Source organism: Streptomyces sp. KL116D (genome assembly GCF_030766975.1).
GTDB lineage: Bacteria > Actinomycetota > Actinomycetes > Streptomycetales > Streptomycetaceae > Streptomyces > Streptomyces longispororuber_A.
Genome location: NZ_JASERH010000009.1, coordinates 148,480 through 167,864, shown reverse-complemented (window position 1 = coordinate 167,864; position 19,385 = coordinate 148,480). Strand labels below are relative to the sequence as shown.

The 19,385-nt window shown below is 71.7% G+C and carries 16 protein-coding genes and 1 pseudogene; 7 read left to right on the top strand and 10 right to left on the bottom strand.

Features of this window, described 5'->3' with window-relative positions; translation table 11 throughout:
• Nucleotides 1–41: 41 nt before the first annotated feature.
• Nucleotides 42–1,673, bottom strand: a complete 1,632-nt coding sequence (locus tag RBJ77_RS03175; protein ID WP_372343571.1) for a glycosyltransferase family 39 protein — start codon at nt 1,671–1,673, stop codon at nt 42–44.
• A gap of 135 nt (nt 1,674–1,808) precedes the next feature.
• Here RBJ77_RS03175 and RBJ77_RS03170 point away from each other — a divergent pair, with 135 nt between their 5' ends.
• A complete protein-coding gene (locus tag RBJ77_RS03170) occupies nt 1,809–3,434 on the top strand; it encodes a peptide-N4-asparagine amidase (protein ID WP_372343570.1) in 1,626 nt (541 codons plus the stop codon).
• A 46-nt stretch (nt 3,435–3,480) separates the two neighbouring features.
• Here the strand turns inward: RBJ77_RS03170 and RBJ77_RS03165 are convergent, their stop codons facing one another.
• On the bottom strand, nt 3,481–4,962 hold the full coding sequence (locus tag RBJ77_RS03165) for a Gfo/Idh/MocA family oxidoreductase (protein ID WP_372343569.1): 1,482 nt from the start codon (nt 4,960–4,962) through the stop codon (nt 3,481–3,483).
• Nucleotides 4,963–5,148: 186 nt separating this feature from the next.
• Here RBJ77_RS03165 and RBJ77_RS03160 point away from each other — a divergent pair, with 186 nt between their 5' ends.
• Nucleotides 5,149–5,370, top strand: a complete 222-nt coding sequence (locus tag RBJ77_RS03160; protein ID WP_372343568.1) for a hypothetical protein — start codon at nt 5,149–5,151, stop codon at nt 5,368–5,370.
• Nucleotides 5,371–5,454: 84 nt separating this feature from the next.
• Here the strand turns inward: RBJ77_RS03160 and RBJ77_RS03155 are convergent, their stop codons facing one another.
• Both RBJ77_RS03155 and RBJ77_RS03150 read right to left on the bottom strand, forming a co-directional pair.
• Nucleotides 5,455–8,397, bottom strand: coding sequence for an FAD-binding and (Fe-S)-binding domain-containing protein (locus RBJ77_RS03155; RefSeq protein ID WP_372343567.1), 2,943 nt, complete (start codon nt 8,395–8,397; stop codon nt 5,455–5,457).
• Nucleotides 8,398–8,469: 72 nt separating this feature from the next.
• A complete protein-coding gene (locus RBJ77_RS03150; RefSeq protein WP_255978792.1) occupies nt 8,470–8,913 on the bottom strand; it encodes a MarR family winged helix-turn-helix transcriptional regulator in 444 nt (147 codons plus the stop codon).
• A 124-nt stretch (nt 8,914–9,037) separates the two neighbouring features.
• Here RBJ77_RS03150 and RBJ77_RS03145 point away from each other — a divergent pair, with 124 nt between their 5' ends.
• Together RBJ77_RS03145 and mltG are read left to right on the top strand one after the other, a co-directional pair.
• The gene (locus RBJ77_RS03145; protein WP_372343566.1) at nt 9,038–10,855 is read left to right on the top strand and encodes an ABC transporter ATP-binding protein; all 1,818 of its coding nucleotides are present in this window, start codon (nt 9,038–9,040) and stop codon (nt 10,853–10,855) included.
• A gap of 119 nt (nt 10,856–10,974) precedes the next feature.
• Nucleotides 10,975–11,811 (top strand): endolytic transglycosylase MltG, encoded by an 837-nt coding sequence (gene mltG, locus RBJ77_RS03140; protein WP_372343565.1) that lies wholly within the window; start codon nt 10,975–10,977, stop codon nt 11,809–11,811.
• 52 nt (nt 11,812–11,863) lie between these two features.
• Here mltG and RBJ77_RS03135 read toward each other — a convergent pair whose 3' ends face one another.
• The 6 genes from RBJ77_RS03135 to RBJ77_RS03110 form a co-directional block, all read right to left on the bottom strand.
• A complete protein-coding gene (locus RBJ77_RS03135; RefSeq protein WP_372343564.1) occupies nt 11,864–12,967 on the bottom strand; it encodes an NAD(P)-binding domain-containing protein in 1,104 nt (367 codons plus the stop codon).
• A 52-nt stretch (nt 12,968–13,019) separates the two neighbouring features.
• Nucleotides 13,020–14,189, bottom strand: coding sequence for an LLM class flavin-dependent oxidoreductase (locus RBJ77_RS03130; RefSeq protein ID WP_372343563.1), 1,170 nt, complete (start codon nt 14,187–14,189; stop codon nt 13,020–13,022).
• A gap of 4 nt (nt 14,190–14,193) precedes the next feature.
• A complete protein-coding gene (locus RBJ77_RS03125; protein WP_372343562.1) occupies nt 14,194–15,237 on the bottom strand; it encodes an ABC transporter substrate-binding protein in 1,044 nt (347 codons plus the stop codon).
• Between the two features lie 174 nt (nt 15,238–15,411).
• Nucleotides 15,412–16,230, bottom strand: coding sequence for an ABC transporter ATP-binding protein (locus tag RBJ77_RS03120; protein WP_372343561.1), 819 nt, complete (start codon nt 16,228–16,230; stop codon nt 15,412–15,414).
• Nucleotides 16,203–17,081 carry an ABC transporter permease gene (locus tag RBJ77_RS03115; protein ID WP_372343560.1) on the bottom strand — a complete coding sequence of 293 codons (879 nt, stop codon included), beginning with the start codon at nt 17,079–17,081 and terminating at the stop codon, nt 16,203–16,205. The genes RBJ77_RS03120 and RBJ77_RS03115 overlap by 28 nt, the downstream gene beginning before the upstream one ends.
• 161 nt (nt 17,082–17,242) lie before the next feature.
• Entirely contained in the window at nt 17,243–17,311 is a 69-nt protein-coding gene (locus RBJ77_RS03110; RefSeq protein ID WP_351286961.1) for a putative leader peptide, read from the bottom strand.
• A gap of 138 nt (nt 17,312–17,449) precedes the next feature.
• On the opposite strand from RBJ77_RS03110, the gene RBJ77_RS03105 reads away from it, so the two are divergent.
• The 3 genes and pseudogenes from RBJ77_RS03105 to RBJ77_RS03095 all read left to right on the top strand — a co-directional run bounded on the left by RBJ77_RS03105 (nt 17,450) and on the right by RBJ77_RS03095 (nt 19,383).
• Nucleotides 17,450–17,872, top strand: a complete 423-nt coding sequence (locus tag RBJ77_RS03105; RefSeq protein WP_372343559.1) for a secondary thiamine-phosphate synthase enzyme YjbQ — start codon at nt 17,450–17,452, stop codon at nt 17,870–17,872.
• A 9-nt stretch (nt 17,873–17,881) separates the two neighbouring features.
• Nucleotides 17,882–18,547: pseudogene (locus RBJ77_RS03100) on the top strand (DUF1254 domain-containing protein); the annotation flags it as partial.
• A gap of 434 nt (nt 18,548–18,981) precedes the next feature.
• Nucleotides 18,982–19,383 carry a DUF1214 domain-containing protein gene (locus tag RBJ77_RS03095; RefSeq protein WP_372343597.1) on the top strand — a complete coding sequence of 134 codons (402 nt, stop codon included), beginning with the start codon at nt 18,982–18,984 and terminating at the stop codon, nt 19,381–19,383.
• Nucleotides 19,384–19,385: the final 2 nt, after the last annotated feature.

The window sequence follows — 19,385 nt, the reverse complement described above, 5'->3', positions numbered from 1 at the left end:
TCCGTCGGTCAGGAGGCGGTCAGGAGGCGGTCAGTAGGCGGTCAGTAGGCGTGCCGCAGCGACGGCCACAGGCTCGACCACGTCCGTGCCGGTCCCGCGCACAGGACGATCGCCGCGCCCTGTTCCTCGTTGTCGACGTCATGCCCGTTGTCGACGTGGGTGACCGTTCGGCAGCCGGTGAAATGCCGCTCGATGGCGGAGGCGTCGGTCAGGCGGACGAGGAGGACGGGCCCGTTCGCGGAATCGGGCGGCGGCCCCCAGTCGGCGTAGCTCATGTGGCCCGAGTACGGGGCGGGCAGACCGCGGGCGGGGCCGTACCGTTCCAGGGCGCCCGCCTCGCCGTAGTTGCCGGCGAACAGGACGGCCCGGTCGCGCTCGGACGGCGGGATGCGCAGCCAGCCGTCGCGGGCGGCGTCGGCGAGTTCGGGCCAGCCGAGCTGCTCGCCCTGCTCCGGGTCGAGGGCCATCGGCACGGCCAGCGCGCTGGGCGGCAGGACCGGCAGGGTGATCACGGCGTTCAGCACGGCGGAGAGACCGACGACACCGGCGAGCAGGGCGCGCCGGGTCCGTGGTCGACCGCCGCGTGCCCATCGCACCGTGGGCTCGCACCCGGCGGCGAGCAGCACGACCAGCAGTGGCACCGTGTAGTAGCCCTTGCCACCGGCCGCGAGCACGACGGCGCACAGCAGCGGGTACGCCACCGCGAACGCCCGCGCCCAGCGCACCTCGGCCGCGCGCCACAGCCGCCGCCACCCGACGAGCCACACCGGCACGAACAGCGGTGCCAGATAGATGAGTTGCTGCGGTACGAGAAGAGCGCGGTTCTCGGCGCCGTCGTCCTCGCTGATGCCTTGCGCCACCGTGAACTGCGGCCAGCCGTTCGCGGCCTGCCACACCACGTTCGGCGCGGCCAGCGCCCCCGCCACCAGACATCCGCCGACGAACCAGCGGCTGCGCAGCACGCCGCGCGGCCCGACCCAGCCGATCGCCGCGAGGAGCACGGCGGCGAGCAGCACCACCAGGTACTTGTTCTGCACGCCGATCCCGACGGCCGCGCCGACCGCGAGCCACCAGCGGCCGTCCCCGGTGCGCAGCACCCGCAGCACGAGCAGGCTCACGCCCACCCACACCAGAAGATCGAAGGTCGCCGTGGACACCATGTGCCCGACCGCGAGCGCCTGCGCGCCGACCGCCGTCAGGACGGCCGCGAGCAGTTGGGCGCCACGCCCGCCGCCCAACTCCCTGGCCACCAGGGCGACCACGAGCACCGTGGCCACGGCGGCGAGCGTCGCGCAGACCCGCAGCCCGGCCAGACTGTCACCGAAGAGTGCGGTGGACGCGCGGGCCAGCAGCGGGGTGAGCGGAGGCTGATCGACGTACCCCCAGGCGAGCCGGCGTCCGGCGGCGAGGAAGTACAACTCGTCGCGGTGGTAGCCGTACCGGGCCGACAGCAGGGTCAACACGCCCGCATACAGGGCGAGTACGCCGAACAGAGGGCGCCAGGGTGTCGGGGCGAGACGGAGGGGCCGGTCCGGTTCCCCGCCCAGCCGCGTCCTGCCGCTCGCGCTGCCGCCGCGCGCGCTGGCGCCGCTCGCGCTGCCGTCGCTCGCGCTGGCGTCGTCCGCGTTGCCGTCGTCCGCGCTCCCTGCGGCGCCCACGTCGCTCAGGCTCATCGCTTCCCCCGCTTCCCCCGGTGCGCCGGGAGCGTACTGGCGCGGCGGAACCCGGTCGAGACCCTCCGCAAGGCGAGGGCCCACGTGCCCGCCCCTGGTTGCGCCGACCGCCGCGGGCACCGTAGAACTCCGCCCATGAGAAGACGCGTCATGTCCATGCTCGCCGGGGCGATCCTCGCGGCGGGCGCCCTCCTCGCGCCCGGCTCGTCCGCGGCGGCGGCTCAACGGCCCGACGTCCCCGCGGAGTTCGGCACCGACTGGCACGACCCGGTCACCGCCGCCCCGCCCGTGCCGAAGCCGCACACCACGTCGTGCGAGGTCACCGTCGCCGAGACGCAGTTCCGCGACTTCACGCCCTACAAGGGGAGTTACACCCCGCCGAAGGGCTGCGGCGACCGCTGGAGCAAGGTCGTCCTCCGGCTGGACGGCAAGGTGAAGGGCCGTCAGTTCGACCGGCTCGGCTATCTGCACATCGGCGGCGTGGAGGTCCTGCGCACGTCCACGCCCGAACCCTCCCCGGACGGCATCGCCTGGACCGTCGAGAAGGACGTCACCCGCTACAGCGACACGCTGCGCGGGCGGCAGCCGGTCGAGATGCTCATCGGCAACGTCGTGAACGACACCTACACGGGCGTCATCGACGTCAGGGCGACCCTCACGTTCTACTCCGCCGAGACCAAGGGGACCCGGCCCGCCGGCGGCCGACCGGCGCGGTCCGACCGCACGCCCGACCAGGTGCTCACCCTCGCCGACGACGGCACCCTCACCACCCCGCGCAACAGTGAGCGGCTCGTCGCCGAGGTGTACGCCACCGGCTCCGGCGGCGGCTGCGAGGAGTACTGGTACCTGACCGTGCCCGACGCCGCCCCCTACTCCTGCAAGGCCGAGGGCGGACCGTACCGGGAGGTGCAGGTCACGGTCGACGGCCAACTCGCCGGCATCGCCGCCCCGTTCCCGACCGTGTGGACCGGCGGCTGGTCCAACCCCTTCCTCTGGTACGTGATTCCGGGCCCACGCGCCTTCGACATCAAGCCGATCGAGTACGACCTCACGCCGTTCGCCGGGCTCCTCAACGACGGCAGGCCGCACCGCGTCGAGGTGACTGTCGCGGGCGTCCCCACGGGGCAGAGCGGCTGGAGCACCCCGGTCAACGTGCTGGTCTGGCAGGACGCCCACCGTGCCCACGTCACCGGCGGACTCACCGCCCACGAGACGGGCGACCTCGCCAACTCCGCGGTCTACACGCCCGGTTCGCCGACCGCCGAGCACCGGCTCGACACCGACGGCGGACACCGGTTCAGCGCCAGCGGCTACGTCGACACCTCGCACGGCCGGGTCGCCACCACCGTCACCCGGACCCTCGCCAACACCTCCGTGCACCGCTGGACCGACGGCGAGACCACCGACACGCTGACCGCCACCTGGACCGACCGGGAGACCGTGCGCACCGGCGGGCGCACGGCGCGCACGAACCGCACGTACACGATGGACGGCACCACCACCCTCGGCGCCGACGACCGGCTGCGCACCGTGATCACCCTCGGCGACCGCGCCGAGACCGGCCTCGGCGGCGGCGCTCCGACCGTGCTCGACGACACGTACACCGGCGACGCGACGTACGCGGCGAACGCCCCGCGCGAGGAACGGCACGCCGTCGCCACCACCGGGGAGCGCTACCGCGTGCACGGCCCCGGAGGCTGCTACGACCGTGAAATCCGCACGGAGCAGGGCGTGTTGACCCTCGACCGGCACCGCTGCTGATGCAGTGCGGGGCCCGGGCCGCGACGGTCCGGGCCCCGCACCCGGCTCAGGCCTCGGCGGGCTTGTCCGAGTCCACGCCGCCGCGCTTCTTGCGCCACTCGCCCCGGGTGAAGTCCGGGATCGGCTGCGGCGCGCCCTTCGCCTTGATGGACAGATGGCTCAGTGGCACCGGCGATGTCCAGGTCACCGCGTCGTACACGTCGAAGTCCGGCACGAGACCGAGGCGCATCGTCTGCATCAGCCGGTACACCATGATGTAGTCCATGCCGCCGTGCCCACCGGGCGGGTTGGCGTGCTCCTTCCACAGCCAGTGGTCCCAGTCGGCGTACTTCGCGAAGTCGCCCCACGCGTCGTTCGTGTGGTCGGGCTCGATGTAGATGCGCTCCGGATAGTCCTCGAACACGCCCTTGGTGCCGCCGAGTTGATTGATCCGGGAGTACGGGTGCGGGGTCGACACGTCGTGCTCGAGACGGATCACCCGGCCCTTCGCCGTCTGCACCAGGCTGATCGTGCGGTCCGACTCGATGTACGTCTCCTTCCAACTCGGGTCGCCCTTCGGCATGTTCGCCTCCCGGTACTCGGCCAGACCGAGCGAAGGCGTACCGAAGCTGGAGATGTGCGTGACCCGGTCGCCGCGGTTCACGTCCATGTAGTTGGCGACCGGACCGAAGCCGTGGTTCGGGTACAGATCACCGCGCAACCGCGTGTGCCACAGCCGGCGCCACGGACCCTCGTAGTAGTCGGGGTCGAACATCAGGCCGCGCAGATCGTGGTTGTACGCGCCCGCCCCGTGCAGGAGTTGGCCGAACTTGCCCGCGTGCGCCATCCGCAGCACCCGCATCTCGTTGCGGCCGTAGCAGCAGTTCTCCAGCTGCATGCAGTGTCTGCGGGTGCGCTCCGAGAGGTTCACCAGCTCCCACAGCTGGTCGAGCTGGAGCGCGACCGGACACTCCACGCCGACGTGCTTGCCGTTCAGCAGGGCCGTCTTCGCCATCTCGAAGTGCCAGTCCCAGGGCGTCGCCGCGTACACGAAGTCGATGTCGCCGCGCTTGCACAGGTTCTCGAAGTCGTGGTCGCCCTTGGTGTACGTCGCCGGGGCCGGCTGGCCCGCGGCCGTCACCTTGGCCGCCGCGCGCTCCGTCTTGTCCTTCACCGGGTCGCACAGCGCGACGACCTGGACGCCCGGCATCGCCAGGAACAGGTCGATCATGCTGCCGCCGCGGTTGCCCAGGCCGATGATGCCGACGCGCACGGTGGACCGGCGGTCGAACGGCACCCCGATCATCGTCGCGCCCTGCCGGGCCGGCGCGGCGGCCTCCTGCGCGGCGTCGGCGTCGGCCCGGCCCTCCTGGCCGGGCGCGGCCTGCGCGGCGCCCGGGCCGAACGCGGCGAGGCCGAGCCCGGCGCCCGCGACGCCCGCGGTGCGCAGCACGTCGCGCCGGGAGTGGCCGTCGGGGCCGGGGGTGTCGAGCCGGTCGCCGTCCGTGGGCCGGTCGGTGTGGGCGGGCCGGTTGTCGTTGTCGTGCATCGGACCTCCAAAGATGGTGGGTGCGGTGCCTGGCAAGCGCTTGCCACCTTGGAGGGGGTGAGACCGGGGCGCAAGGGACCGAAGTGGTCAGGGAGTTGGACTTCCTTTGCCGAGCCTTTGGACTCGACGAGCCGCGGACGGCACACTCCGTGGCGCACCCGGCCACCGGCGCCGCAGGGCCAGGTGGTGGCCGATCCGGCCCAATTCCCGCGCGAGCTGCGGTGGCTGTCTGGCAGCCTCGGCCACGAGACGGGCGGGCGCGTACGAACTGACCGCCACGGCCGCCACTACGACGTCGAAGGCCGCACGGTCACCGACACCTCGACGACGCGGACGACCGCCGCCGCAGCCGTCCCGGCGGGGGACTCCTATCTGAGCGACACCACCTGGGTGAAGTCGTCTACGTGACCGGCACCCAGTTCGTCGGCCTGGTCGCCACCGACGCCGAGGACGGCAACGGCAACGACCACGCCGACTGGGGTGGTCCGAAGGTCAGTTGCGCGTCGCAGCCGGCCGGGCCGGCCGGGTCGCCCGCTCCAGCTCCACCAGCACCGAGTAGTAGGAGCGGCCCGTCGCATGGTCCATGCCGACCTCGCACATCCGGTTCGCCGACAGATGCGCGTCGTAGGCGCGGGACGTCACCTCCGCGGCCTCCTTGCGGGTCGCCGACTCGGTCAACTCCTTGTGGAGCATGCCCCGGTCACCCGCGAAGGCGCAGCAGCCCGCGTCGTCCGGGATCACCACCTCGTCGGCACAGGCCTCGGCGACCGCCCTCAACTGGGCGACGTCGCCGAGGTGTTCCATGGAGCACGTCGGATGGAGCACGGCGGAACCGATGGTCCGCTCCACCGTCAGATGCGGCAGCAGCTCCTCGGCGGCCCACACGAGGGAGTCGACGATCGTCAGCTCCGCGTGCAGCTCCCGGTTCTCGTCGGTGAGGTACGGCACCACCTCGTGCGCGATGCCGAGCGTGCACGACGAGGCGTCCACGACCAGCGGCAGCCGGCCACCGGCGGTCCAGCCCCAGGCCGCCTCGACGATCCGGTTCGCCATCACCTTGTTGCCCTCGTCGTAGCCCTTGGAGTGCCAGATCGTGGCGCAGCACGTCCCGGCGACGTCCTCGGGGATCCACACCGGCCGCCCCGCGCGCGCGGAGACCGCCACGACGGCCTGGGGGAGCGACACGTCCCCCGGCGTTCCGAAGATGCGGTTCACGCACGCCGGGTAGTAGACGGCCGAGGCGCCCACGCGCCTGGTGCGGGGGAGCTTGCGTGCGGCCGCGGCCGGGACCTCCGGCAGCCACTCGGGCACCAGGTCGGGCCGGACCGCCTTGCGGGCGGCGGTGGTCACGGAGGTCAGCAGCCGGTCGCCGATCTTGCCGGCGGCGGCCACGGCCAGCCGCGCCGACGCCTCGACGGCCTTGAAGTTCTTCGCGGCGAGCGCCGCCACCCGCTCCTCGCGGGGCGAGTGCCGCGCATGCCGGAAGTCCTTCATGAAGGCCCCGGTGTCGATGCCGACCGGGCAGGCCAGCTTGCAGGTCGAGTCGCCCGCACAGGTGTCGACCGCGTCGTACCCGTACGCGTCGATCAGCGCGTCCTCGACCGGTGAACCGGATGGCTGGCGCATCATTTCGCGGCGCAGCACGATCCGCTGACGCGGCGTCGTCGTCAGGTCCTCGCTGGGGCAGGTGGGTTCGCAGAAGCCGCACTCGATGCACGGGTCGGCGATCAGCTCCACCTTCGGGATCGTCTTGAGACCCCGCAGGTGCGCCTTCGGGTCGCGGTCGAGCACGATGCGCGGGGCCAGCACCCCGTCCGGGTCGATGACCTGCTTGGTGCGCCACATCAACTCCGTGGCGCGGGGCCCCCATTCGAGCTCCAGGAACGGCGCGATGTTGCGGCCCGTGGCGTGCTCGGCCTTCAGGGAGCCGTCGAACCGCTCGACCGTCAGCCGGCAGAACTCGTCCATGAAGGCCGCGTACCGGTCCACGTCCGCCGGCTTGCCCGCGTCGAAGGCGAGCAGGAAGTGCAGGTTGCCGTGCGCGGCGTGGCCCGCGACCGCCGCGTCGAAGCCGTGGCGCGTCTGCAGTTCGAGCAGGGCTTCGCAGGCCTCGGCGAGCCGGCCGGGCGGCACGGCGAAGTCCTCCGTGATCAGCGTCGTGCCCGACGGACGCGAACCGCCGACCGCCGTCACGAACGCCTTGCGCGCCTTCCAGTAGCCGCCGATCGCCTTGGCGTCCCGGGTGAACTCATTGGTCACCGAGGCGACGGGCGCCACGAGTTCGAGACCCTCCAGCACCTTGGCCGCCGCCACCTCGAAGGCCGCCTGCCGCTCCTCGTCCGGCGCCCGGAACTCCACCAGGAGCGCGGTCGTCTCCTTCGGCAGCCGCGCCCAGTCCTGCGGCACGCCCTGCACGCTGACCGACGCACGCAGCGTGTTGCCGTCCATCAGCTCCACGGCCAGCGCGCCCGCCTCGTTGAACACCGGCACCGCCGCGGCCGCCGCCGTCAGGGACGGGAAGAACAGCAGCGCCGTCGACACCTTCCGGTCCAGCGGCAGGGTGTCGAAGACGACGTCGGAGATGAACCCGAAGGTGCCCTCCGAGCCCACCATGAGACCGCGCAGGATCTCGACGGGCGTCGACCCGTCCAGGAACGCGTCGAGCCGGTACCCGTTCGTGTTCTTGATCTCGTACTTGGCGCGGATCCTGCGGGTCAGCTCCGCGTCCTCCTCGATCTCCCGCTTGATCGCCAGCAGGCCCTCGCAGAGCTCCGGTTCGGCATGGGCCAGATCCTCGTCCGCGCGCGGGTCGCCGGTGTCCACGACGGTGCCCGAGGGCAGCACGAAGGTGAGCGAGGCGACCGTCCGGTACGAGTTCCGGGTCGTGCCCGCCGTCATGCCCGACGCGTTGTTCGCCACGACGCCGCCGATCGTGCAGGCGATCGCGCTGGCCGGGTCGGGGCCGAGCACCCGGCCGTGCCGCGCCAGCGTCGCGTTGGCCCGCACGATCGTCGTGCCGGGGCCGATGCGTGCCCGCGAGCCGTCCCCGATGACCTCGACGCCCGACCAGAACTTGCGGACGTCGACCAGGATGTCCTCGCCCTGCGCCTGCCCGTTCAGCGACGTGCCCGCCGCACGGAAGACGACCTCGCGGTCCTTGCCGTGCGCGTACGACAGGACGGCCGACACGTCGTCGATGTCCTCGGCGACCACCACGACCTGCGGCACGAAGCGGTACGGACTGGCGTCCGACGCGTACCGCACCAGGTCGGAGATCTTCGTGAGCACCTTGTCCGCGCCGAGCAGCTCCGTCAGCTCCGAGCGCAGCGGCTCGGGCGTGCCGCCCGCCTGCCGGTCGGCGACCCGGTCGGGGGCCGGACCCGACGGGCGGGACCCGGGACGCAGGGCTTCCGGCTTCGGCTCCAGCAGCGGCATGGCTCTCCAGTCGTGGTGTGCGGGTCGTGGCTCGTGGTGCGGTGAAGGGGGAGGGGGCGGTCGTGGTCGTGGTCAGCAGTCGGGGACGTGCGGGGACTCGAACAGCGCGTTCAGCAGGACCGTCAGCTGGGCGCGCTGCTCCGCGTCCAATGGGGCAAGGATCTCCTCTGCGGCCGCGCGCCGCGCGCTGCGCAGCTCCCGCAGGGCGGCCCGCCCCTTGTCGGTCAGCTCGATCCGGATGACCCGGCGATTGGTCGGATCGGGCATCCGGCGCACCAGGTCGTTGGCCTCCAGGCCGTCCACGACCGTGGTCACGGCGCGCGGCACCACCTCGAGCCGCTGCGCCAGGTCCGCCATCCGCGGCGGCGTCTCGTAGTGCACCAGCGTGCGCAGCAGCCGGGACTGCGCGGGGGTGATCCCGACCGGCTCCAGCTGCCGCTTCTGGATGCGGTGCAGGCGGCGGGTGAGCCGCAGCAGCTGCTCGGCGAGGAAGCCGTCGGCGTCCGGGGTACTCATGCCGGGAACATTAGCAGGACCTTGTGCATTGTGAGTATAGGTAACAATGAGCTATGCTCCTCAAAGTCGAGCCCGACCTCTGCCGCCGGACCCGCACCCTGCTCTCTCACGCCGTAGGAGGCCCATGCGCCACGACGACATCAACTGGACGCCGCCCCCCGATGCGAAGTCATCGGGCCAGCCGCGCCAGATCCGCCGCATCCTGTCCCTCTTCCGTCCCTACCGCGCCCGCCTCGCCCTCGTCGGGCTGCTGGTGGCCGCCGCGTCGCTGGTGACGGTCGCGACGCCGTTCCTGCTCAAGGAGATCCTCGACGTCGCCATCCCGCAGGGCCGCACCGGGCTGCTCAGCCTGCTCGCCCTCGGCATGATCCTCAGCGCCGTCGTCACCAGTGTCTTCGGCGTGCTGCAGACCCTGATCTCGACGACCGTGGGCCAGCGCGTCATGCACGACCTGCGCACCGCCGTGTACGGGCGGCTGCAGAGCATGTCGCTCGCCTTCTTCACCAGGACCCGCACCGGCGAGGTCCAGTCCCGCATCGCCAATGACATCGGCGGCATGCAGGCGACGGTCACCTCGACCGCGACGTCCCTCGTCTCGAACCTGACGAGCGTCGTCGCCACGATCGTCGCCATGGTCGCCCTCGACTGGCGCCTCACGGTCGTCTCCCTCCTGCTGCTGCCGGTCTTCGTGTGGATCGCCCGCCGCGTCGGCCGCGAGCGCAAGAAGATCGCCACCGAGCGCCAGAAGCAGATGGCCGCCATGGCCGCCACGGTCACCGAGTCGCTCTCCGTGAGCGGCATCCTGCTCGGCCGCACCATGGGCCGCGCCGACTCCCTCACCAAGTCCTTCGCCGACGAGTCGGACGAACTGGTCGACCTCGAAGTCCGGTCGAACATGGCGGGGCGCTGGCGGATGGCCGTCATCAGCATCGTCATGGCCGCCATGCCCGCGGTCATCTACTGGGCGGCCGGCATCGCCTTCCAGCTCGGCGGGCCGGGCGTCTCCATCGGCACGCTCGTCGCGTTCGTCTCCCTCCAGCAGGGCCTGTTCCGGCCGACCGTGAGCCTCCTGCAGACCGGCGTCCAGATCCAGACCTCGCTCGCCCTGTTCCAGCGCATCTTCGAGTACCTCGACCTGCCCGTCGACATCACCGAGCGGGAGAACCCCGTCCGCCTGGACACCATCAAGGGCGAGGTCCGTCTCCAGGACGTGACGTTCCGCTACGACGCGGACGACGACCGGCAGGCACCGATCCTCGACGGCATCGACGTCACGATCCCCGCGGGCGGCAGCCTCGCCGTCGTCGGACCCACCGGCTCCGGCAAGTCCACGCTCAGCTACCTCGTGCCGCGTCTGTACGACGTGACGGGCGGGCGTGTCACGGTCGACGGGGTCGATGTGCGCGACCTGGACTTCGACACCCTCGCGCGCGCCGTCGGCGTCGTCTCCCAGGAGACGTACCTCTTCCACGCCTCGGTCGCGGAGAACCTGCGGTTCGCCAAGCCCGACGCCACGGACGAGGAGCTGTACGCCGCGGCCAGGGCCGCCCAGATCCACGACCACATAGCCGGGCTGCCCGACGGGTACGACACCGTGGTCGGTGAGCGCGGTCACCGCTTCTCCGGTGGCGAGAAGCAGCGCCTGGCCATCGCCCGCACCATCCTGCGGGACCCGCCGATCCTCATCCTCGACGAGGCGACCAGCGCCCTCGACACGCGCACCGAGCACGCCGTGCAGGAAGCCATCGACGCCCTCTCGGCCGACCGCACCACGCTCACCATCGCGCACCGCCTCTCCACCGTGCGCGGCGCCGACCAGATCGTGGTCCTGGACTCCGGGCGCATAGCCGAGCGCGGCACCCACGAGGAGCTCCTGGAGCGCGACGGCCGGTACGCGGCACTGGTGCGGCGCGACGCGCAGCTGGAGACGACGGCCGCCTGAGCCGGACGGCGGCGGCTCGTGCGGGAGCGCCACCGCGGCACTGGCCCACCCGGGGCCGGTGCGGCCGCCGACATGAAGATATGCCAGGAATGCCCCGAAGTGCGGGTTACCGTTCCCGCATGCTGAACGAGACTCCGCGACGGAGCACGATCCGACTCACGCGCAGAGGGCGCCTCGCCCTGATGGCGACCGGGGCCGTCGTGGCGGCCACCGCCGTCGCGGTTCCGCTGGCCCTGTCCGGCGCCGACGAGGGGCGGCCCACAGCCCTGACCATCCCCGAGGGCTGGCGCTCGGGCCAGGTGTACGACGCCGTCGACAAGGCCCTCGGCGTCCCGGCCGGCACGACCAAGAAGGCCATGCCCAAGGCAGGCCTCAAGCTTCCGAGTGACGCGGGCGGCAACCCCGAGGGGTACCTCTTCCCGGCGACGTATCCCCTCGGCGACAAGTCGACCCCGCAGTCCGTGCTGGCGTACATGGTGGCCACGGCGAACAAGAAGTTCACGGGTGGCGGGACCACGGCGGGCGCCGACCGCGGCGCGGTGAACCTGTACCAGACCGTCACCATCGCGAGCATCGTCGAGGCCGAGGCCGACAACAAGGAGGACATGGGCAAGGTCGCCCGCGTCATCTACAACCGCCTCGACCACGGCATGCCGCTGCAGATGGACTCCACGATCAACTACGCGCTCGGCCGGTCCACGCTGAAGACCAGCAAGAAGGACACCGACCTCGACAACCCGTACAACACCTACGCGCGCATGGGTCTGCCGCCGTCGCCGATCGGCAATCCGGGCGAGCAGGCCATGAAGGCGGCGATCAGCCCGCCGCAGGGCGACTGGCTGTACTTCGTGACGGTGAAGCCGGGCGACACCCGGTTCACCGCGGACTTCGACGAACAGCAGCGCAACGTCGCGGAGTTCAACAAGAACCAGGCCGCCGCCAAGAAGGACAGTTGACCGTCGTCAGGTCGGCGGGGCGCGGTACGGACGGCCGCGCCCCCATCGGACGTCAGACCGTGACCGGAGTGTCCTGAGCGAGCAGCCGCTGGATCTCCCGCACCGCCGCACGGCCTGCCCGGTTCGCGCCGATCGTGCTCGCCGACGGCCCGTACCCCACCAGGTGCACCCGCGGGTCGAGTGCCGCGCGCGTGCCGTCCATCCGGATGCCGCCGCCCGGCTCCCGCAGCTTCAGCGGTGCGAGATGGTCGATCGCCGCCCGGAACCCGGTGGCCCACAGGATCACGTCGGCCTCGACCTCCCGCCCGTCGTCCCAGGCCACGCCGGTGGGCGTGATCCGGTCGAACATGGGGAGCCGGTCCAGGACGCCGTTCGCCCGGGCCGCGCGGATCGCGTCGTTCATCGGGAGACCGGTCACCGAGACGACGCTCAGCGGCGTGAGCCCCTCCCGGACCCGGTCCTCGACCATGGCCACCGCGGTCCGGCCCCAGTTCTCGTCGAACGGGCCGTCGCGGAACACCGGCGGGCGCCGGGTGACCCAGGTCGTCGCCGCGGCGTACGGGGCGATCTCCATCAGGTGCTGCGTCCCGGACGCGCCGCCGCCGACCACGACGACCCGCTGCCCGGCGAACTCCTCGGGACCCGGGTACTGCGCCGTGTGCAACTGCCGCCCGCGGAACGTCTCCTGGCCCGGGTAGCGCGGCCAGAACGGCCGGTCCCAGGTCCCCGTCGCGTTGATCAGGGCGCGCGTCGACCAGTCCCCGGCCGACGTCTCGACCAGCAGCCGCCCGCCGTCGCCCTCGCGTACCCGGCGCACGTCGACCGGACGGCGGACGCGCAGGTCGAAGGTCTCCTCGTAGTCGGCGAAGTACTCGGCGATGACCTCCGACGACGGCCGGGCGGGATCGGCGCTGGTCAGTTCCATGCCCGGCAGGGCGTGCATGCCGTGCACCTTGCCGTACGTGAGCGAGGGCCAGCGGAACTGCCAGGCGCCGCCCGGCGCGGGCGCGTGGTCGAGGACGACGAAGTCGCGGTCCGGTACGAACCCCACCCGGCGCAGATGGTGGGCGGCGGACAGTCCGGCCTGTCCGGCGCCGATGACCACCACGTCGACCTGCCGTACGTCCGCCGCTTCTCGTGCCCCGGTTTCGTTCACGCTTCTACCAACTCGACCGGGGCCCGAGATCTTCCCGCTGGCGCGCCGCGGCTCAGCGCCCGCCCGCGACCAGCAGCGGAGCGCCGCCGCCGCGGACGGCCGTGGCGACCAGGCCGCGGGCCGCCAGCTCCGGGATCACTCCCTCGCCGAACCAGTACGCCTCCTCCAGGTGCGGATAGCCGGACAGCACGAAGTGCTCGACACCGAGCGCGTGGTACTCCTCGATGCGGTCGGCGACCTCCGCGTGACTGCCGACGAGCGCCGTGCCCGCGCCACCGCGCACCAGGCCCACGCCCGCCCACAGATTGGGCGAGATCTCCAGGCCCTCCCGCTTGCCGCCGTGCAGCGCGAGCATCCGCTGCTGCCCCACCGACTCGCTGCGGCCGAGCGCGGCCTGCGCGGCGGCGACCGTCTCGGGGGAGAGGTCGTCGAGCAGCCGGTCCGCGGTCGTCCACGCGTCGCGCGCCGAGTCCCGGGAGATCGTGTGCAGCCGGATGCCGAACCGCACGGTCCGCCCCTCCGCCTCGGCGAGCGACCGGATCCAGTCGATCTTCTCCTTCACCTGCTCCGGCGGCTCGCCCCAGGTCAGGTATACGTCCGTGTGCCGCGCGGCGACCGGTCCGGCCGCGGCCGACGATCCACCGAAGAAGATCTGCGGCCGCGGGTCGGGCGCGAGCGCGGAGAAGGCAGCGTCGACCTGGTAGTGCTCGCCGCCGAAGTCGTACGGGGTCTGCGGGGTGCCGCCCCACACGCCGCGGACCACGGAGAGGAACTCGTCGGTGCGGGCGTAGCGCCGGTCGTGGTCGAGGTGGTCGCCGTAGCGGCGCTGCTCGGTGGAGTCGCCACCGGTCACGACGTTCAGCAGCAGCCGCCCCCGCGTGAGGCGCTGGTACGTGGACGCCATCTGTGCGGCGAGCACGGGCGAGATGACGCCGGGCCGGAAGGCGACGAGGAACTTCAGCCGCTCCGTGTGCTGGGCGAGTGCCACGGTCGTCAGCCACGCGTCCTCGCACCACGTACCGGTCGGCGTGAGTACCGCCTCGAAGCCCAACTGCTCGGCCGCCTTGGCTATTTGGACGAGGTAGTCGATGTCGGGTGCGCGCACGCCGGCGATCGCGCCGCCCGGCGTGCGGTCGAGCGCTCCGCCGCTGAAGGCGTGCCGGTCGACGAGCGTGCGGCCGTCGCCGCCGGTCGGCAGGAACCAGTGCAGATGGACGCTCATGGGTTCAGGACTCCTTGGCGTACGAGCGCGGGGCGGCGGTGGAGGCGCGCAGATCGCCGTTGAAGCGGGTGTCGACGAAGTCCCCGAAGTCGACCTTGCGCGGAATCAGCTTCAGCTTCGTGAACGTGTCGGCTATCTGCTGCTCGGACGCGATGGCGCCCTTGTCGACGGCGACGGTCACCCGGGTGCCGTTCGTCCGCTTCACCGCGTCGAGCGCCACGTCGTAGGGCAGGCCGGTGTCCTTGGCCCACACCTTCGCCCACGCCTCGGGGTGCTTGTAGACCCAGTCCTGGGCGCGCCGCAGCCGGTCGAGGTAGTCCTTGATCGCCGCGGACTTCTTCTGGTCGGCGAGGGCGGTGGGGGAGGCGACCTGGAAGGCGAGTCCGTTGCTGAGCCCGTCGCCGTCGCTGAGCACACGGCCCTGCTTGCCGCGCAGGATCTGCGAGGTGTACGGGTCCCAGACCGCCCAGGCGTCGACCTTGCCGGCGGTGAACGCGGCCAGCGCGTCGGCCGGCTGGAGGTACTTGACCTTGACGTCGTCGAGCCCGAGCCCCGCCTTGCGGAGCGTCGCGACCAGGTTGTAGTGCGCCGACGACCCCTGCGCCACCGCGACCGACCGGCCCTTCAGCTGCGCCGGGGCCGTGAGCTTCGAGTCGTTCGGGACGAGGACGGTGTCGCCCTTGGCGGTGCCGTGGCTGGCGGCGACGACCTTGATCTTCGAGTCGGCGCCCGCCGCGAAGACGGGCGGCGTGTTGCCGACGCCGCCGATGTCCACGGCCTTGGCGTTGACCGCTTCGAGCAGGGGCGGCCCGGAGGTGAACGTGGACCAGCGGATCTTGTACTTCAGGCCGTCGAGCTCACCCGCGGCGCGCAGCACCGCTTCCGAACCGCCTTTCTGGTCACCGACGTTCAGGGTCAAGGACCCGTTCCCGTCGGTTCCGCCTCCACTGCCGCCTCCGGTGGACGTGCTGGCGGACGAGGCGCCGGAGCAGGCGGCGAGGAGCAGGGCGAGCGGGGCGAGCAGGGCGGGGAGGAGTGGGCGTCGCATGGGGCCAGTCCGTTCGAGGTGAGGGACGAGGGATGAGGAGTGAGGGGTGAGGGGTGAGGGACGAGGGGTGATGGGTGAGGGACGAGGGACGAAGGATGAGGGGTGAGGGGTGACGAAGAGCCAGAGGTGATGAGGCGTGCTGAGCAGTGGCCAGGGGATGCGTGATGCGTCTTCTCAGGCGGCGGGCTGCTTCCGCACTTGGGTCGGAGGGGCAGGGGCGGCGACGGCCGGCCGGTCGTCCGTGGCAGGGCCTGCGTGGTCGTCGTCGACCCCGAGGCGGCGCAGCAGTTCCGCGCGTACCTCGGCGAAGCGCGGATCGGTGACGTCGCGCGGGCGCTCCAGGTCGACCCGGGTCTCGTACGCGATGACGCCGTCGTCCATCACGAGCACCCGGTCGGCCAGCAGCACGGCCTCCTCGACGTCGTGCGTCACCAACAGCACGGCGCAGCCGCGCTGTTGCCACAGTTCGTCGACCAGGCGCTGGGCCTTGATCCGGGTCAGCGCGTCGAGGGCGCCGAACGGTTCGTCGAGCAGCAGCAGATCGGGTTCGCGCACCAGGGCGCGGGCGAGCGAGGCGCGCTGGGCCTCGCCGCCGGACAGCGTCTTGGGCCAGGCGGTCACCCGGTGACCGAGGCCGACCTCGTCCAACGCCCGCTCGGCGACGGCCCGTTCGGGCTTTCCGGGCAGCCCGAGCAGTACGTTGCGCCAGACCCGCTTCCACGGCATCAGGCGCGGCGCCTGGAACGCCACCGCCTTGCGGCGCGGTACGAGGACGGTGCCCTCGATGTCCCGGTCGAGCCCGGCCAGGATCCGGAGCAGCGTCGACTTCCCGCAGCCGCTGCGGCCGAGCAGGGCGACGAACTCGCCCGGCCGCACCTCCAGCAGGAGGTCGTCGATGACGGCACGGCCGTCGAACGAACGGGTGAGGCCGGCCACGCTGACGGCGAGCCCCTCGGTCCTGGGGGTCACCGGCCGGTGAACGTCGGTCGCCATTGCAGCAGCAGCCTTTCGAGGGAACGGACGACGAAGTCGGCGAGGAGGCCGAGGAAGGCGTAGACGACCAGGCAGACGACGATTACGTCGGTCCGCAGGAAGTCCCGGGCCTGCACCATCAGGAAGCCGATGCCGGCGTCCGCGTTGATCTGCTCGGCGAAGACGAGGGCGAGCCAGGCGATGCCGAGCGAGTAGCGCAGGCCGGTCATGGCGCCGGGCAGGGCGCCCGGCAGTACGACGTGCCGGACGAGACCCCACCGGCTGAGCCCCAACGACTCGCCCGCCTCGATGAGTTGGGAGTCGACGCCGCGGATTCCGGCGTACACGTTGAGATAGAGCGGGAAGGAGACGCCGAGCGTGATGACGGCGATCTTCGGCGCCTCGCCGATCCCGAACCAGATGATGAACAGCGGGATCAGGCCGACGAACGGCACCGTCCGCAGCATCTGCACGCTGGCGTCGACGAGATCCTCGCCGACCCGGAAGAGCCCGGACAGCAGAGCGAGCCCGACGCCGACCACGACGCCGAACAGCAGCCCCACCGCGACGCGTTGCAGGGACACGCCCATCGCCGTGGGCAGCGATCCGTCGCTGACGAGGTCCCCTGCGACGCGTGCGATCGTGCCCGGCGGAGCCAGGACGTCCTTCGTCAACACCCCGGTGGAGCTGAGGAGTTGCCACAGGATCAGCAGAAGGATCGGGCCGGAGGTGCGCCGCAGCCAGCGTGGGACACGGGTGCGGCGGGTGGAGGAGGGGACGAGGGCTTCGAGCTCGGGCCCGTTCGGCGACACGTCCGGACCGACGGACAGGTCGGCCGGGGCGGCCTCGGGCGGGGCATGACTGATGCTCATGGCACTCCACGGCAGGGGAGGGTGCGCCCCGGGGGCAGCGGACGTGCGTCAGCGGCACGCCGGCACGTGCGCAGGCCGGGGCGATGAAGGGCAAGACGGAGAACGAGGGGAAAGAGGGGAAAGGACGGAGAGAAGCGCTGGAACGCAGGTGGGGAAGGGCGTCAGCAGCCGCGGCGACACGCGGCAGAGGCCACCCGCAGCAGGTCGATGTGACCGCGCGTGGTGAGCATGGCTGAACGCAACATGCCGCAGAACGTAGCCAGTTTGTCGACACACGGTCAATGCCGTCTCACCGAGTGGACCGGTCGTGTCAGGTTCCGGGCGGTCGGTGCGCTCGCCCGTCCGGCCGGCGGGGCGACAATGGCCTCATGTCCGATGCCTTCACCACCCGAGTCCTGAACGTCACGACCGGCTCCGACGAACGGATCGCCGACCTCACCCGCGACTGCGAGGACTTCCTCCGCGAGGTCGCCCGGGGCCGCGACGGCCTCCTCAACGTCTTCGTCCCGCACGCCACGGCGGGCATCGCGATCATCGAGACGGGAGCCGGCAGCGACGACGACCTCCTCGCCGCCCTGCACACCCTGCTTCCCGCCGACGACCGCTGGCAGCACCGCCACGGCAGCCCCGGCCACGGCCGCGACCACGTCCTCCCGGCGATCGTGCCCCCGCACGCGACGCTGCCGGTGGTGGCGGGCGGCCTCGAACTGGGGACGTGGCAGTCGGTGTGCCTCGTGGATATCAACAAGGACAACCCTCGACGGCAGGTGCGCTTGTCGTTCCTCGGGTGACGAGCGGCCATGTCGCTGGAACGGTCCACAGCGATCGCCGGCCGGGCCGCACGCTCCTGGCGTCCGAACTGTCGGACGTGGCCAGCGCGGGAAACGAGGCAGGGGATGTCGTCAGAGGTCGCAGGGGCGGGAGCACAGGCTCGGATGCCGGAGTCGTTCGTACGGGCCATGGGCAGGACCGCCTACCTGTGGGGCTGGCCGATGGTCTCGATGATCAACCGCCGCACGGCGCTGACGTCGGTGCCGGAGCCGGGCCTGCGCGGCGGCGTACTGCCGAACGCTCCGCTCGGCCGGGTGTGCATGATGACGGACTACATCCCGGCGGGCCAGCGCTTCGTCGCCTGCACCAACCAGGACGTGCTGTACGGGTTCGGGTTCGGGTTCGGCAGCATCGACGAGCAGCCCGCGGTCTTCCAGATCCCTGACTTCGGGGACCGGTTCTGGGTCGCGGCCGCGTGGGACCACCGCACGGACTCCTTCGCCCGGATGGGCAAGCAGTACGGCACGAAGCCCGGCTTCTACGCCGTCGTCGGCCCGAACTGGAAGGGTGAACTTCCCGACGGCATCACCGGCTCGTTCCGCTCGACCACGGCCCTGGCCGCGTTCTGCCCGCGCGTGTTCATCGAGGACACCCCGGAGGACCGGGCGAAGGTCATGGAGATCCTGCCCTACGTCACGATCTACCCGCTCGACCAGTTCGACGGGACGATGAAGACCGACGACTGGGCGAACGTGCCGACCTTCCCCGTCCCGGGCGAGGCGGGCGACGCGGAGATCCGCTGGGTCGACCCGGAGCACTTCTTCGACCAGCTCCCCGAAGTCCTCGACACCGTGCCGCCGCTGCCCGGCGAGGAGGCCCTCTACCGCCAGTTCCGCGACCTGCTGGCCGCGGCCGGCAGGTCGCCCGAGGTCAAGCAGACCCTGACCGAGGTGGCGCGCGAGGCCGAGCAGGAGCTCATCACCCCGCTGCTGCGCTGGGAGTTCAACGGCCCGCCGGCCGGCAACAACTGGTTCTCCCCGACGAACAACTCCGCAACTGGTTCTCCCCGACGAACAACTCCGCGTTCGGCACGGACTACCTCACCCGGACCGCGATCGCCCGCTCCAACATGTTCGAGAACGCGCCGCAGGAGACCAAGTACCTCTTCACCGACACCGACATCGACGGCACCCAGCTCGACGGCACCCACGGCTACGCGCTGCGCTTCGCCGCCGGCCAACTGCCCCCGGTCAACGGCTTCTTCTCGGTCACCCTCTACAACAAGCACCACTTCTACTACGAGAACGAGCTGGGCCGGTACTCGCTGGGCACGAAGAACCCCGACCTCGTCCACGGCGATGACGGGTCGCTCACCCTGTACGTCGGGAACACCCCGCCCGAGGGCGCTCCCGCCGCGAACTGGCTCCCCGCCCCCGCGGACGCCTTCTCCCTCTACATCCGCGCCTACTGGCCCCAGCAGGAGATCCTCGACGCCACCTGGCCCCCGCCACGCGTCGAACGCCTCAGCTGACC

Coding starts and splice junctions, on each gene's coding strand:
- RBJ77_RS03125 (WP_372343562.1), bottom strand. CDS start 15,237: ATGCGACGCCCACTCCTCCCCGCCCTGCTCGCCCCGCTCGCCCTGCTC.
- mltG (WP_372343565.1), top strand. CDS start 10,975: ATGCTGAACGAGACTCCGCGACGGAGCACGATCCGACTCACGCGCAGA.
- RBJ77_RS03175 (WP_372343571.1), bottom strand. CDS start 1,673: ATGAGCCTGAGCGACGTGGGCGCCGCAGGGAGCGCGGACGACGGCAAC.
- RBJ77_RS03150 (WP_255978792.1), bottom strand. CDS start 8,913: ATGAGTACCCCGGACGCCGACGGCTTCCTCGCCGAGCAGCTGCTGCGG.
- RBJ77_RS03130 (WP_372343563.1), bottom strand. CDS start 14,189: ATGAGCGTCCATCTGCACTGGTTCCTGCCGACCGGCGGCGACGGCCGC.
- RBJ77_RS03170 (WP_372343570.1), top strand. CDS start 1,809: ATGAGAAGACGCGTCATGTCCATGCTCGCCGGGGCGATCCTCGCGGCG.
- RBJ77_RS03115 (WP_372343560.1), bottom strand. CDS start 17,081: ATGAGCATCAGTCATGCCCCGCCCGAGGCCGCCCCGGCCGACCTGTCC.
- RBJ77_RS03105 (WP_372343559.1), top strand. CDS start 17,450: ATGTCCGATGCCTTCACCACCCGAGTCCTGAACGTCACGACCGGCTCC.
- RBJ77_RS03145 (WP_372343566.1), top strand. CDS start 9,038: ATGCGCCACGACGACATCAACTGGACGCCGCCCCCCGATGCGAAGTCA.
- RBJ77_RS03165 (WP_372343569.1), bottom strand. CDS start 4,962: ATGCACGACAACGACAACCGGCCCGCCCACACCGACCGGCCCACGGAC.
- RBJ77_RS03120 (WP_372343561.1), bottom strand. CDS start 16,230: ATGGCGACCGACGTTCACCGGCCGGTGACCCCCAGGACCGAGGGGCTC.
- RBJ77_RS03095 (WP_372343597.1), top strand. CDS start 18,982: ATGTTCGAGAACGCGCCGCAGGAGACCAAGTACCTCTTCACCGACACC.
- RBJ77_RS03155 (WP_372343567.1), bottom strand. CDS start 8,397: ATGCCGCTGCTGGAGCCGAAGCCGGAAGCCCTGCGTCCCGGGTCCCGC.